The 12,638-nt window shown below is 36.0% G+C and carries 16 protein-coding genes; 3 read left to right on the top strand and 13 right to left on the bottom strand.

The annotated features are described in order from the left end of the window. Nucleotides 1-23 precede the first annotated feature (23 nt). The 11 genes from pcaF to ABWO08_RS06320 form a co-directional block, all read right to left on the bottom strand. A complete protein-coding gene (gene pcaF / locus ABWO08_RS06370; protein ID WP_353084417.1) occupies nt 24-1,226 on the bottom strand; it encodes a 3-oxoadipyl-CoA thiolase in 1,203 nt (400 codons plus the stop codon). A 32-nt stretch (nt 1,227-1,258) separates the two neighbouring features. Continuing rightward, nucleotides 1,259-1,624, bottom strand: coding sequence for a four helix bundle protein (locus ABWO08_RS06365; RefSeq protein ID WP_353084416.1), 366 nt, complete (start codon nt 1,622-1,624; stop codon nt 1,259-1,261). Nucleotides 1,625-1,651: 27 nt separating this feature from the next. Then, nucleotides 1,652-2,056 (bottom strand): PaaI family thioesterase, encoded by a 405-nt coding sequence (locus ABWO08_RS06360; protein WP_353084415.1) that lies wholly within the window; start codon nt 2,054-2,056, stop codon nt 1,652-1,654. Nucleotides 2,057-2,142: 86 nt separating this feature from the next. Continuing rightward, on the bottom strand, nt 2,143-3,294 hold the full coding sequence (locus tag ABWO08_RS06355) for a 3-hydroxyacyl-CoA dehydrogenase NAD-binding domain-containing protein (RefSeq protein ID WP_353084413.1): 1,152 nt from the start codon (nt 3,292-3,294) through the stop codon (nt 2,143-2,145). Nucleotide 3,295: 1 nt separating this feature from the next. Continuing rightward, complete coding sequence (locus ABWO08_RS06350) at nt 3,296-4,081, bottom strand: enoyl-CoA hydratase-related protein (protein WP_353084411.1); 786 nt, start codon at nt 4,079-4,081, stop codon at nt 3,296-3,298. Between the two features lie 6 nt (nt 4,082-4,087). After that, on the bottom strand, nt 4,088-4,588 hold the full coding sequence (paaD, locus tag ABWO08_RS06345; protein ID WP_353084410.1) for a 1,2-phenylacetyl-CoA epoxidase subunit PaaD: 501 nt from the start codon (nt 4,586-4,588) through the stop codon (nt 4,088-4,090). 13 nt (nt 4,589-4,601) lie between these two features. Beyond that, nucleotides 4,602-5,351 carry a 1,2-phenylacetyl-CoA epoxidase subunit PaaC gene (gene paaC / locus ABWO08_RS06340; protein WP_353084408.1) on the bottom strand — a complete coding sequence of 250 codons (750 nt, stop codon included), beginning with the start codon at nt 5,349-5,351 and terminating at the stop codon, nt 4,602-4,604. Nucleotides 5,352-5,412: 61 nt separating this feature from the next. After that, nucleotides 5,413-5,697 (bottom strand): 1,2-phenylacetyl-CoA epoxidase subunit PaaB, encoded by a 285-nt coding sequence (gene paaB, locus ABWO08_RS06335; RefSeq protein ID WP_353084462.1) that lies wholly within the window; start codon nt 5,695-5,697, stop codon nt 5,413-5,415. Nucleotides 5,698-5,772: 75 nt separating this feature from the next. Further along, a complete protein-coding gene (gene paaA, locus ABWO08_RS06330; RefSeq protein ID WP_353084406.1) occupies nt 5,773-6,729 on the bottom strand; it encodes a 1,2-phenylacetyl-CoA epoxidase subunit PaaA in 957 nt (318 codons plus the stop codon). Between the two features lie 49 nt (nt 6,730-6,778). Then, on the bottom strand, nt 6,779-7,852 hold the full coding sequence (paaE, locus tag ABWO08_RS06325; protein ID WP_353084404.1) for a 1,2-phenylacetyl-CoA epoxidase subunit PaaE: 1,074 nt from the start codon (nt 7,850-7,852) through the stop codon (nt 6,779-6,781). Nucleotides 7,853-7,953: 101 nt separating this feature from the next. Next, the gene (locus tag ABWO08_RS06320; RefSeq protein WP_353084403.1) at nt 7,954-8,523 is read right to left on the bottom strand and encodes a TetR/AcrR family transcriptional regulator; all 570 of its coding nucleotides are present in this window, start codon (nt 8,521-8,523) and stop codon (nt 7,954-7,956) included. A 106-nt stretch (nt 8,524-8,629) separates the two neighbouring features. Here ABWO08_RS06320 and ABWO08_RS06315 point away from each other — a divergent pair, with 106 nt between their 5' ends. Then, on the top strand, nt 8,630-8,938 hold the full coding sequence (locus ABWO08_RS06315; RefSeq protein WP_353084400.1) for a rhodanese-like domain-containing protein: 309 nt from the start codon (nt 8,630-8,632) through the stop codon (nt 8,936-8,938). On the opposite strand, the gene ABWO08_RS06310 is transcribed toward ABWO08_RS06315, so the two are convergent. Both ABWO08_RS06310 and ABWO08_RS06305 read right to left on the bottom strand, forming a co-directional pair. Continuing rightward, on the bottom strand, nt 8,939-9,886 hold the full coding sequence (locus ABWO08_RS06310) for a GSCFA domain-containing protein (RefSeq protein WP_353084398.1): 948 nt from the start codon (nt 9,884-9,886) through the stop codon (nt 8,939-8,941). After that, nucleotides 9,887-10,516 carry a TrmH family RNA methyltransferase gene (locus ABWO08_RS06305; RefSeq protein ID WP_353084460.1) on the bottom strand — a complete coding sequence of 210 codons (630 nt, stop codon included), beginning with the start codon at nt 10,514-10,516 and terminating at the stop codon, nt 9,887-9,889. 202 nt (nt 10,517-10,718) lie between these two features. On the opposite strand from ABWO08_RS06305, the gene purB reads away from it, so the two are divergent. Continuing rightward, nucleotides 10,719-12,062: an adenylosuccinate lyase gene (gene purB / locus ABWO08_RS06300; RefSeq protein ID WP_353084396.1), complete on the top strand. Its 1,344-nt coding sequence runs from the start codon at nt 10,719-10,721 to the stop codon at nt 12,060-12,062. Between the two features lie 341 nt (nt 12,063-12,403). Then, nucleotides 12,404-12,625, top strand: coding sequence for a hypothetical protein (locus ABWO08_RS06295; protein WP_353084394.1), 222 nt, complete (start codon nt 12,404-12,406; stop codon nt 12,623-12,625). Nucleotides 12,626-12,638: the final 13 nt, after the last annotated feature.

Genomic DNA, 12,638 nt, shown 5'->3' with positions numbered 1-12,638 from the left:
CTCTCGGGTCAAAAATCGTTAATCTATACTCTTTCAATAATTACTGCATAACCTTGTCCAACGCCAATACACATGGTAATTAAGGCATATCTTTTTAGGGTTAATTGCAATTCTAATGCGGCAGAATATAAAATTCTAGCACCAGTTACTCCAAGTGGATGCCCTATTGCAATAGCACCACCATTTGGGTTTATTCTTGGGTCATTGTCTTGCAATCCCAATTCGCGAATGCAAGCAATACTTTGCGCTGCAAAAGCTTCATTTAATTCGATAATATCAATTTGATCAAGAGTTAAACCTGCTTTTTCAAGTGCTTTTTTTGAAGCATCCACAGGTCCAATTCCCATAATTCTTGGCTCTACTCCCACCACAGCCGAACTTACTATTCGAGCCATAGGTTTCAAGTTGTATTTTTTTACCGCTTCCGCAGAAGCAATAATCGTTGCTGCAGCACCATCATTCAACCCCGAAGAATTTCCTGCAGTTACGCTTCCGTCTTTTTTGAAGGCAGGTCGTAATTTGGATAACCCTTCCATGGAAGTAGTTGGCTTTACAAATTCATCTTTCGAGAAAAGTAAGGCATCTCCTTTTCGTTGCGGAATTTCAACTGTAACTATTTCTTTAGCGAGTCTTCCTGAAGCCTGAGCCGCAGCTGCTTTCTGTTGGCTATGCAAAGCAAAAGCATCTTGATCTTCACGAGTAACATTGTATTTTTCAACTAAATTTTCGGCTGTTTCTCCCATTGCATCCGTTCCAAAAAGTGCCTGCATTTTAGGGTTTACAAAACGCCAGCCAAAACTAGAATCGTACATTTTAGAATCGGTTCCATAGGCAGTAGAGGGTTTAGAAACCACCAACGGTCCACGCGTCATATTCTCTACTCCACCTGCAATAAAAACATGTCCATCGCCCGCATTTATAGCGCGACTTGCATGAATAATTGCCGACAGACCTGAACTACACAAACGATTTACGGTTTCTCCTGGAACTGAATACGGCAAGCCTGCAAGAAGCAACGACATTCGAGCCACATTTCTATTATCATCTCCCGCTTGATTAGCACAACCCAGAATTACATCATCGTATGCCTCCAAAGGAATAGCAGGGTTTTTATCGGTAACCGACTTAATTACCAATGCTCCTAAATCATCTGCTCTAACTGGCGCTAGCGTTCCTTGATAACTACCAATTGGAGTACGAACTCCGTCTATAATATATGCTTCCATTTAAATAATTATGAATTATTAGTTATGAATTATTAGTTCTTAACTTGTATATTTTTCTTTGTCGTAATAATTATACTTTTAATTATTTTTAATACTTCTATTGATTGTATGTAGATTGGATTAAAATCTTTTTCCTCAACATATTTTGTTGCATTTAATAATTCAAGCCAATACAATGATTCATCGCATTCTTTTTGAGCAATTGCTAACTTATGAATAAAATCTAATTTACTTTGAGCATTTACAGCTTCTCTTACATTAGCTCCAACAGAAGTTATTGATCTTAAAAACTGTTTACTCATTACAAATTCCTTCTTTTCAGTTACTAAATATTTATAAAAATTAACCCCTGAAATTGCTAATTCAAAACTCTTAACTTTTATAATACTTTCACTCATAACTTCTAATTATTAATTCATAATTAATCAATCCCATTCTTTTTGAGTGCGATACACAACGCCTTTAAAAAGCGCTACCATTTCATCACCTCGTTTTACTTCAATTATATTGAATCCCAATTTATTATTTACTTTTTCAATTACCGATTCGGCGACTAAATAATCGCCTTCATTAACTGCTTCAATATGATTTATGGATGTTTCTATTGAAACTGCAAACTTTCCATGGGTATTGGCTGCAAATCCAAAAGCAGTGTCTGCCAAAGAATAAGTAATTCCCCCATGTGCTTTATTCATACTGTTCAGCATTTCCTTGCGAACGGTCATCGCCACTTTACATCGCCCAATTTCGCATTCTAATATTTCTATTCCCAACCACTGACTGTAGGGGTCTTGGCTTAACATTTTGTATGGTATTTTGGTTCCTTCCATAAATGATTTATTTGATTGTTGATCAACGATTGTTGATTGCTGAATTTTATTTTTCTCTAAAATCAAACATCGTTAATCTTCTATCGTTAATTGAAAAAACTCTTATTTCCTTTTGCCATTCTTCGTAAAATCGGACTACATCTATAGCGATCTTCGTGGTATTCATTATAAAGTGCATCTAGTTTTTCTACACACCAATTTATTCCGAGTTCATCTGCCCATGCTAATAAACCTTTTGGATAATTAACCCCTTTGGTCATTGCATTATCAATATCTTTTGCGGAAGCAATATTCAAAAACAAAGTATCCGCTGCTTCATTTATTAGCATAACAATCACTCGTTCAAAAATTGCTTTTGCAAGTGCATTATCTTCAGTAGGTTTTGGTAATTCTTTCGAATAATCATAAAAACCTCTTCCCGTTTTTCTTCCTAAAAACCCTGCTTCTAACAATCTTTTTTGGGTGAAAGAAGGTTTAAACTTTGGATCAAAATAAAAAGCGTTAAAAACTGTTTCGGTTACAATATAATTTACATCATGTCCAATGAAATCCATTAATTCAAATGGGCCCATACGGAAACCGCCTTCCGTCTTTAAAGCCCAGTCGATGGTAGCAAAATCTGCCATTCCTTCTTCATAAATTCGGATGCTTTCACTATAAAAAGATCGAGCAACTCGATTTACAATAAAACCGGGCGTGTCTTTGGCAACAGCCACTACTTTTTTCCAATCGGAGATAATTTGCACCACTTTTTCTAACACTTCGTTGCTGGTTTGCACGGCAGGAATTACTTCCACCAATTGCATTAAAGGTGCCGGATTAAAAAAGTGAATTCCAATGACGCGATCAGGAGTTTTACATGACGCAGCAATGGAAGCTATTGAAAGTGACGAGGTATTGGATGCCAGAATGGTGTCTTTAGATACCAGTTCTTCCAATTCGGAGAAAACCTTTCGCTTGACTTCCAAATTTTCAACTATGGCTTCAATTACCATATCAGAATCTGCTAATTCCTTCATGGAACTTACATAAGAAATGTTGCCTTGGATGCGACTTTTTTCAGCTGAATCTATTTTTTCTTTTTCAACCAATTTAGTTAAAGAAACTTCCAAAGCATTTTTACTTTTGGCCAAAGCTTCTTGATTTAAATCGAATAATTTTACATTACAACCAGCAGTAGCTGCTACTTGTGCAATGCCACTTCCCATGGTTCCGGAACCGATTACTGAAACATTCATATTAATTTCCTTTAAATTCGGGTTTTCTTTTTTCAACAAAAGCGGTTACTCCTTCGTTATAATCGTAGGATGAGCTAGCCTCAATTTGCAAATCAGATTCTAACTTTAATTGTTGCTCTAAATTATTACCCATAGATTGGTTCAACAATCTTTTTGTCAATCCTATGGCTTTGGTTGGCATTTGAGCTAAATTTTCAGCCAGTGTTTTTACTTCATCCTCAAATATTGCTATTGGAAATATTTTATAAATCATCCCGATTGTTAGCGCTTCAGGAGCAGAAACTTTATCGCCCAACATCATTAAGGCCGATGCTTTTTGAAAACCAATTAATCTTGGTAAAAAGAAAGTTCCAGCACTATCAGGAACTAACCCAATTTTACTAAAAGCCTGAATAAAACTTGCTTGCTCGGTAGCCACTACAATGTCGCATGCTAAAGCAATATTGGCACCTGCGCCTGCAGCAACTCCGTTTACGGCAGCAATAATTGGCTTTTCAATAGTTCTTATTTTTTGAATTATTGGATTGTAATGCTCCTCCAATATTTTACGAAAACCAGGATTTAACTCCGGATCTGTAACTTCTTTTAAATCTTGTCCGGCACAAAAAGCCTTACCATTTCCTGTAATTACAAGTGCGCGAACATTGGAATTTGCAGCACAATCGTCTAATGTATTTTGCAATTGCAAAGCCATTTCACGATTAAAGCTATTAAAAACTTCAGGTCTGTTGAGTGAAATCCACGCAACATTATTTTCAATTTTAACTTCGATTAAATTACTGCTCATACCTATTTATTTCAAACATTTAAAATAATCAAATGGCTCTAAACACTCCTCGCATTGAAAAAATGCTTTACAAGCTGTAGACCCAAATTGACTTATTAATTTAGTATTTAAGGATCCGCATTGCGGACATTTAACTAATTTTTTATTTCCAAGAAGTGCTTCTTTATCAGCCTCAGCAGCTAATGGTGAAGCAATTCCGTATTTTTCTAATGCCGTTCTTCCTTTCGGAGTAATCCAATCGGTAGTCCAAGCAGGTGAAAGAATTAATTCTACTTTGGCTTCATAACCTTCCAGTCTAAATGCTGCTTTGATATCATCACCAATAACATCCATAGCAGGGCATCCGCTGTATGTTGGTGTAATTTCTACCTCAACTATTCCGTTTTTTAAGTTGGCAGAACGAACCACTCCCATTTCCATAATTGACAAAACCGGAATTTCTGGATCGGATACCGTTTCCAGAATTTCAAATAGTTTTTGATCAATATTTGCAAGTTGTTCGGTCATTTATATTTATTTTTTACCAAGTCATATTTGGATAGGTGCGCTGCATGTATTGCAATTCGGTTAAAATAAATCCCATATGCTCACTATGAATTCCTTGCTTTCCTCCTTTTTGGAAATATTCTACAACCGGAGTTTGCAAGGTTGCTTCATCCAAAATACCGCTCACTTTTTTGTAATAATTCGATTTTAACAACGAAGTATCTACTCCAATTCCTTCAGCAACCATTGCTTTATCAGCATCAGTTTGATGAAATAATTCATCCGTAAAAATCCATAAATCGTTTATAGCAGTTTGTATTCTGTTATGACTTTCTTCGGTTCCATCGCCTAATCTTTTAATCCAATCGGAAGAAAATCGGGTGTGATACAAAACCTCTTTGATACTTTTTTTAGCAATTGCCGCAATCATTTCGTCTTTACTATTTTGCAATTCTTCTAATAGCGCTAAATGAAAAACATCAAACAAAAATTGTCTCGCAATAGAATAGCCAAAATCGGTATTTGGTTGTTCTACTAAAAGCACATTTTTATATTCTCTTTCCAATCTCAAAAACGCTACAGTATCTTCGGTAGCATCTCCACCTTGCATTTTAGCAACATACTGATAGTAACTTCTCGTTTGACCTAATAAATCTAAAGAAATATTAGTCATTGCAATGTCGGTTTCAAGACTTGGTCCGTGGCCGCAAAGTTCTCCCAAGCGTTGACCAAGAATCAGCGCATTGTCTGAAATTCCGAGAATGTATTGAATTAAGTTGTTCATTAGTTTTAAATTTTGTTTTTGAATTTTAAGCTTAAGAAAGCGTAATAAACTCCTAATTATTTTACATGTGTTTTAACTCGTCTGGCAATTCATAAAATGTTGGATGACGGTACGCTTTGTCCATTGCTGGCTCAAAAGTTTCGCCATTATTTTCTGGGTTGGATGCCGTAATTTGCGTAGAAGGCACTACCCAAATACTTACTCCTTCCATACGACGCGTGTATACATCGCGTGCATTTTCTAGAGCCATAGTAGCATCACTTGCATGCAAACTTCCGCAATGGCGGTGCTCTAATCCGTTTTTACTTCTGATAAATACTTCCCAAAGTGGCCAGTTTTTCATAATTATGAATTTTAAATTAGGAATTATGAATTCGAAAATTTTACTTGAAAAAAATCGTAATTGATAATCCGTAATTGATTATATCGCTTTTTTTTCTAATTTATTTTCTTGTTTTTCGGCGTAAGCCATAGCAGCATCTCTTACCCATTGTCCGTCGTTGCAAGCTTTCACTCTAGCTTCAATTCGTTGCTTGTTGCAAGGACCATGTCCTTTTACTACTTGCCAGAATTCGTCCCAATCCAATTCACCAAAATCGTAATGTTTTCTCTCTTCGTTCCATTTTAAATTTGGATCCGGAATAGTTAAACCTAAAATATTCGCTTGCGGAACCGTTTGATCTACGAAGGCTTGACGCAATTCGTCGTTGGTTTTTCTTTTTAATTTCCATTTTACCGATTGCTCTGTATTTGGAGATTCTGCATCGCGTGGGCCAAACATCATTAAAGAAGGCCACCACCAGCGGTTAAGCGAATCTTGCGCCATTGCTTTTTGCTCTGGAGTTCCATTACAAAGAGTTAATAAAATTTCATATCCTTGGCGTTGGTGAAAACTTTCTTCTTTACAAATACGCACCATAGCACGAGAATAAGGTCCATAGGAAGTTCCCATTAATGCAACTTGATTCATGATTGCGGCACCGTCAACTAACCAACCCACTGTTCCCATATCGGCCCAAGTTACTGCTGGATAATTAAAAATACTAGAATATTTGGCCTCACCAGAATGCAATTGTTCAAACAATTCATCTCGAGTAATTCCCAAAGTTTCAGCAGCGCTGTACAAATACAATCCGTGACCCCCTTCATCTTGAATCTTAGCCAATAACGCTACTTTTCTTCTCAAAGAAGGCGCACGCGTAATCCAATTTCCTTCGGGCAACATTCCAACAATTTCAGAGTGTGCGTGTTGTGAAATTTGACGAATGTGTGTCTTGCGATACTTTTCGGGCATCCAATCTTTTGGTTCAATTTTTTCATCGTTATCAATACGAGCCTGAAACAATAATTCTAAATTTTTTACTTCTTGATCTGACATAATTCTTTACAATTTATTTGATACTTATTGAATGTAATTATCTGCTTTATTAAATTCCAAAATCTACTACTACCTTTTTAGAAGTAGGAACCGCTTGGCAACTCAAAATGTAATTTTTGGCCAATTCGTCTTCTTCTAACGAGTAATTCAATTTCATTTCTGCTGTTCCTTCTACCACTTGACAACGGCAAGTACTGCAAACGCCTCCTTTACATGCGTAAGGTAAATCGGCTCCTGCTGCAATAGCTCCGTCAAGAATATTATCAAAGTCATCGCCCATTACAAAGTGGAATTCTTTTCCACCATCGATGATCGTAACTTCGGTACCTTCAACTTTTTTCTCCACAATTTTAGTTATTCGAAGTTTGTCTTCTGCAGTTAATCCTGTGGTAAATAATTCATAATGTATTTTTTCTTTTGCCAATCCTGCAGCAGATAGCTCATCGCGGATTAGGAAAATCATTTCTTCGGGACCACAAATGAAGCAATCATCGGTTTCAGAAAGGTCAATGATTTTATCGGTTAAAACCTGAATTTTTTCTTTGGTAAAACGACCATTAAATAACTCAGCCGAACGGTGTTCTTTGGTTAAAAAATAAAATATTTCAAAACGGTCAAAATACTTGTTTTTTAACTGCTCTAATTCTTCTTTAAAAATGATTGATTTTACCGTTCCGTTTAGGTAAAATAATTTGAATGTGCTTTTTGGCTCTTTGGCCAAATGTGTTTTTATGATAGAAAGCATCGGTGTAATTCCGCTACCTGCTGCAAACGCAATATAATTTTTTGAGGCATCTGGATTCACTTCAGTACAGAAAGTTCCGTGAGGTGCCATCACATCAAGTGTATCTCCGGCGGCAAGCTGGTTATTTGCAAAAGTTGAAAACAAACCTCCGTTAATTTGTTTCACCGCAACCTGCCATTTATTATCAATCGGACTCGAACACAACGAATACGATCGGCGCACTTCCTTGCCTTCAAGTTCTGTTCTTAACGTTAAATATTGTCCTTGCTTGTATTGAAATTCCGATTGTAATGCCTCGGGAACATCAAATGTTATTACCGAGCAATCCTTGGTTTCTTTGTAAATATCTGCAATTGATAAAGTATGAAATTTTGCCATAAAATTCTAATTAAACCAAACTAACAATTGTTAGTTTACAATGCAAATTTACTAATTTTTTAATACATTACGAAAACGAGGTAGTTTTTAGCAATTTTTTATCATACAATTCCATTAATCAACACCTTAACCATGTTGTCGGAAAGTGATTTCGGACTCAAGGCATTTGTCTTATTATACCATATATACATGGTGCGAAGCGTTGAAAGTATTGAGAAAATAATCACATCGAGGTTGTAATTTTTTATCTCCCCGTTTGCAATTCCTTGTTTAACAATTGCTTTAAAATTATTTTCATAATCTTTTCGCATTTTTATGAATTGCACTAATTTGTCATCCGTTAAGTGCATCCAATCGTTGTTTAGACAAGCCAATGCATCTGGATTTCGTAAAGTAATGTCAATATGAAGTTGGATGATGCGCTCTAATTTGGCTTGCGTTGAAGCATCCGAATTTAATACTTCATCCATAATATTGGTGAATTCTTCGGCAATTTCGATAACAATCAACACTAAAATTTCTTGCTTAGATTGAATGTGGTTATAAAGGCTCGCCGCTTTGATATCCATAGCCTGAGCAATATCGCGCATGGTCACTGCGCTGTAACCTTTTTCTTTAAAAAGCTTGGCAGAGACCGCAATTATTTCCGATTTTCTATCTGTAATTTTCATCTGATTTCAAATATAAAGAATATTTTTGTTTGCGTAACCTTTGTTACCAAATTGAAGAAAGAAATGCTTTTATTTTGCAGTATCATTTAATACTAAAACACAAAAAATGGGATTATTAAGCATGTTAGGTTTAAGCGGAAAATCGGAAAGTATAGCCGAATTTATTGAAAAAGGAGCCGTAATTGTTGATGTTAGAACTCCGGGTGAATACCAGGGTGGACATATCAAAGGTTCAAAAAACATTCCGTTGAATGTCTTGTCGGATAAAATATCGGAAATAAAAAAATGGAACAAACCCGTAATTGCTTGTTGTGCTAGTGGCATGCGAAGCGCTCAGGGAACTTCTATTTTAAAATCAAACGGAATTGACGCTATGAATGGCGGAGGCTGGAACAGTTTGCAAAGCAAACTGTAACTAAAATTTCATAAAAGGAAACTGCGCTTCCAAGTGCGCACTTTTCTCCTTTAGTTTTTGAAGAAATTTAGAGTGGCTTTTCAAATCGGGATGAAACGGTCGATGGGCCATTCCTTTTTGGATGCTTTCTACCTCTTGCATAACTTTTTGTGCCGCTTCGGTTATGTTGGTTTCGCAAAAACACTCCCAGATATAATCAATTGCTACTGCATTGGGGTGAAGCAAATCTTGAGCATAAAATCGGTAATCTCTAAGCTCATCCATCACAATTTCATAAGAAGGAAAATAGCTAGAAGTTGGCTGTTGGGAAATGGAAGTATGTAATGCCGAAATCAAATTGGCTTTACTTCGTTGGTTTTCTACAAAGCCATCTTTAATGTGACGCACCGGCGAAACCGTAAATACCAATTGGCACTTTGGATTAATTTTTTGAATTAAATCAATCGAATTCTGGATGGCATTTTCAATTTCGGTAACCGATAAAATTACCTTTTCAAATTGGTCTTGCGCTACTTTATGACAATTGGCAACCACAACTCCAGTTGATTTTAATTGGTAAACCCAGGAAGTTCCGTAGGTAATAAATAGATGTGTAGCCGCAGCTAATTTCGAATTCATTTCAGTCAATAACCGATTTAAATTCGACAACATTGCTTCTTTATTTGGCTGACTTAAATCGGAATGGACTTCATAACAATGCCATAATTCGTTATAAAAAAACAAATCGGTTTCAGTGAAATAATTCAAATGAATTGCACGCTCTAAAATCTTCTCAATAGAAACGGGATTGAAGATAATTCCGAAAGGATTGGTTGTATTTTGGAATTTATAAAAGTCGAATTTTTCACCCATATTTTCAGCAAAACAAGAACCCATAGCAACGATTTGCGACGAATAATCTATCGGAGAATTGGATTTTGCTATTGGAACTTTGGTAGTGAAATTCATTTATTTGGCTTTATTTTCGGTGTGGTACCGTTCTTCAATTCGCTTAATATCTTTAATGGAATTTTTGGCCCATTGTAATCGTTTTTCCAAGATTTCTTCTTCAGATAATTGCCAAGGAATCTCCGATTTGCGCAATCGGTTCATCAAATTCTGAATAATGATTGCCGCCGAAACAGAAATATTCAAACTCTCGGTAAAACCCACCATCGGAATTTTAAGAAATCCATCGGCTTTTTCAAGCACCTCGGCAGATAAACCTTCTTTTTCTGTACCAAAAAACAAAGCGCTGGGTTGGGTAATATCAAAATCATCCAGTTCACAATCGTCGTGATGTGGTGTAGTTGCAATTATTTGATAGCCTTTATTTTTTAAATCTGAAATGCAATTTGTAATGCTATTGTAACGGTTTACATCCACCCATTTTTGGGCTCCCATTGCAATTTCTTTATCGATTGATTTGGTGTAGCGTTCCTCAATAACATTAAGCTGCTGAATTCCAAAAACCTCACAGCTGCGCATCACCGCGCTTGTGTTGTGCAGTTGAAAAACATCTTCAATAACCACAGTAAAATGATTCGATCGATGAGCAAGCACTTGCTCAAAGCGTTCTTTTCGGTTTTCGGTAAGCATGTTTTCTAAAAAAGCGAGGTATTCTAAATCCACTTAATTCGGTATTAATTTTGACAAAAATAGTAAAATTGCTGTTGTTCCATTCAATTAAAACAGGAAGACGGCAGTTAGCAGCATAAAATTTGATAAAAAATTAAAAAAGGATTATCCAAGACTGAACTCTATTGCTTACTTTTGCAACTTGAAACTACAACACAACACCATGCAACTAACGGAATTAAATGCTATTTCACCTATTGACGGAAGATATAGAAGTAAAACAGTTTCCTTATCGCCCTACTTTTCAGAAGAGGCGCTTATTAAATATCGAGTTTTAATAGAAGTAGAATATTTTATTGCGCTTTGTGAGGCACAATTGCCACAACTGAACGGAATAAAAGAATCGGTTTACGGAAATTTGAGAAAAATTTACACCAATTTCTCTACCCAAGATGCGCTTTGGATTAAAGAAACCGAAAAAACTACCAACCACGATGTAAAAGCGGTAGAATATTTTATAAAAGACAAGTTTGAATCTTTGGGCTTAAGCCAATACAAAGAGTTCATCCATTTTGGATTGACTTCACAAGACATAAACAATACGGCGATTCCATTATCTGTTAAAGAAGCATTTGAAAAAGTATATTTACCAAGTTTGATTTCGGTTATTGCTAAATTAAAAGAGCTTTCTGTAGAATGGAAGGACGTTCCGATGTTGGCTAGAACCCACGGACAACCTGCTTCTCCAACTCGTTTAGGAAAAGAAATCTTAGTTTTTGTAGAACGCTTGGAAGAGCAAATGCGTTTGTTATTCAACATTCCGTTTGCGGCTAAATTTGGTGGCGCAACAGGAAATTACAATGCACACCACGTAGCGTATCCAACTACCGACTGGAAAAAATTCGGAACCGATTTTGTAGAATCTACTCTTGGATTACACCACTCGTTTCCAACGACACAAATAGAACATTACGATCATTTTGCAGCGTTTTTTGATGCTTTAAAACGTATCAACACCATCATTTTAGATTTAGATCGCGACATTTGGACCTATGTTTCGATGGATTATTTCAAACAAAAAATTAAAGCGGGTGAAATTGGATCATCGGCGATGCCACACAAAGTAAACCCAATTGATTTTGAAAATAGCGAAGGAAATTTAGGAATTGCCAATGCGATTTTTGAGCACCTTTCGGCAAAATTACCGGTATCGAGATTGCAGCGTGACTTAACCGATAGTACCGTTTTGAGAAACATTGGTGTGCCTATGGGACACACTTTAATCGCCTTTGAAGCTACATTGAAAGGACTGAATAAATTGCTATTGAACGAACCAAAGTTTCACGAAGATTTAGAAAAAAATTGGGCAGTTGTTGCCGAGGCAATTCAAACGATTTTAAGAAGAGAAGGGTATCCAAACCCATACGAAGCGTTGAAAGGATTGACAAGAACTAACGAAGCCATTGATAAAAATGCAATTCATTCGTTCATTCAAACTTTAGCCGTTTCAGATGCAATTAAAACCGAATTAATGCAAATCACTCCAGGAAATTTTGTGGGAATATAGAACTACCAAAAAATCATACAAAAGCCCAATAGAAGCCGTTTCTATTGGGCTTTTGTTTTTTAACACTCTATAAAATCCAATTTAGACACAATAGTTGTTACCATAAGTAAAAATTGTTGTAAATTAATTGTAATAAGCATTTTAGCTACAACTATCTACCCCAAAACGGTTGTGCATTACCTACTTTATAGCGTTTATATACAAGTTGCCAGAAATCTTTGAGCTACACGAAGCGTAAATAAAACGCTGAAAGTGAGATGGAAAATAGAAATAACGTTCTGTATAACCTTGAAGCGGAATTTAAACTGTCGAGGAATTGTTTAATTGATAACATAAAAAAGATGAAAAAAATAATTTTCGTAATGGCAATTACTTTGTTATGCTCAACTTCTAGTTTTGCTGAATGTCGTTCGCTAAGTCTTGGATTTGTTACTATCATTTCAGGAACTACCTTTCAAGATAATTGGGAGTGGGTTGACAATGGTACAACTTTTGTACTCGTTAATAATCCAATTGAAGTGCCTTGTAGTGCTGGAAACAGATGGCAATGGTTTTGGGAGTAATTAACTTATTGGG

The sequence above is a fragment of the Flavobacterium sp. genome, from assembly GCF_040383245.1.
Taxonomy (GTDB): domain Bacteria; phylum Bacteroidota; class Bacteroidia; order Flavobacteriales; family Flavobacteriaceae; genus Flavobacterium.
The sequence above is the reverse complement of the archived record's forward strand: the minus strand, read 5'-3'. Positions and strand labels throughout refer to the sequence as shown.

Bases quoted from the DNA above. Each gene is read 5' to 3' on its own strand.
- pcaF (WP_353084417.1), bottom strand. From the start codon at position 1,226: ATGGAAGCATATATTATAGACGGAGTTCGTACTCCAATTGGTAGTTAT.
- ABWO08_RS06305 (WP_353084460.1), bottom strand. From the start codon at position 10,516: ATGCTTACCGAAAACCGAAAAGAACGCTTTGAGCAAGTGCTTGCTCAT.
- ABWO08_RS06320 (WP_353084403.1), bottom strand. From the start codon at position 8,523: ATGAAAATTACAGATAGAAAATCGGAAATAATTGCGGTCTCTGCCAAG.
- ABWO08_RS06310 (WP_353084398.1), bottom strand. From the start codon at position 9,886: ATGAATTTCACTACCAAAGTTCCAATAGCAAAATCCAATTCTCCGATA.
- paaA (WP_353084406.1), bottom strand. From the start codon at position 6,729: ATGTCAGATCAAGAAGTAAAAAATTTAGAATTATTGTTTCAGGCTCGT.
- purB (WP_353084396.1), top strand. From the start codon at position 10,719: ATGCAACTAACGGAATTAAATGCTATTTCACCTATTGACGGAAGATAT.
- paaC (WP_353084408.1), bottom strand. From the start codon at position 5,351: ATGAACAACTTAATTCAATACATTCTCGGAATTTCAGACAATGCGCTG.
- ABWO08_RS06355 (WP_353084413.1), bottom strand. From the start codon at position 3,294: ATGAATGTTTCAGTAATCGGTTCCGGAACCATGGGAAGTGGCATTGCA.
- ABWO08_RS06295 (WP_353084394.1), top strand. From the start codon at position 12,404: ATGAAAAAAATAATTTTCGTAATGGCAATTACTTTGTTATGCTCAACT.
- ABWO08_RS06315 (WP_353084400.1), top strand. From the start codon at position 8,630: ATGGGATTATTAAGCATGTTAGGTTTAAGCGGAAAATCGGAAAGTATA.
- ABWO08_RS06360 (WP_353084415.1), bottom strand. From the start codon at position 2,056: ATGGAAGGAACCAAAATACCATACAAAATGTTAAGCCAAGACCCCTAC.
- ABWO08_RS06365 (WP_353084416.1), bottom strand. From the start codon at position 1,624: ATGAGTGAAAGTATTATAAAAGTTAAGAGTTTTGAATTAGCAATTTCA.
- ABWO08_RS06350 (WP_353084411.1), bottom strand. From the start codon at position 4,081: ATGAGCAGTAATTTAATCGAAGTTAAAATTGAAAATAATGTTGCGTGG.
- paaD (WP_353084410.1), bottom strand. From the start codon at position 4,588: ATGACCGAACAACTTGCAAATATTGATCAAAAACTATTTGAAATTCTG.
- paaE (WP_353084404.1), bottom strand. From the start codon at position 7,852: ATGGCAAAATTTCATACTTTATCAATTGCAGATATTTACAAAGAAACC.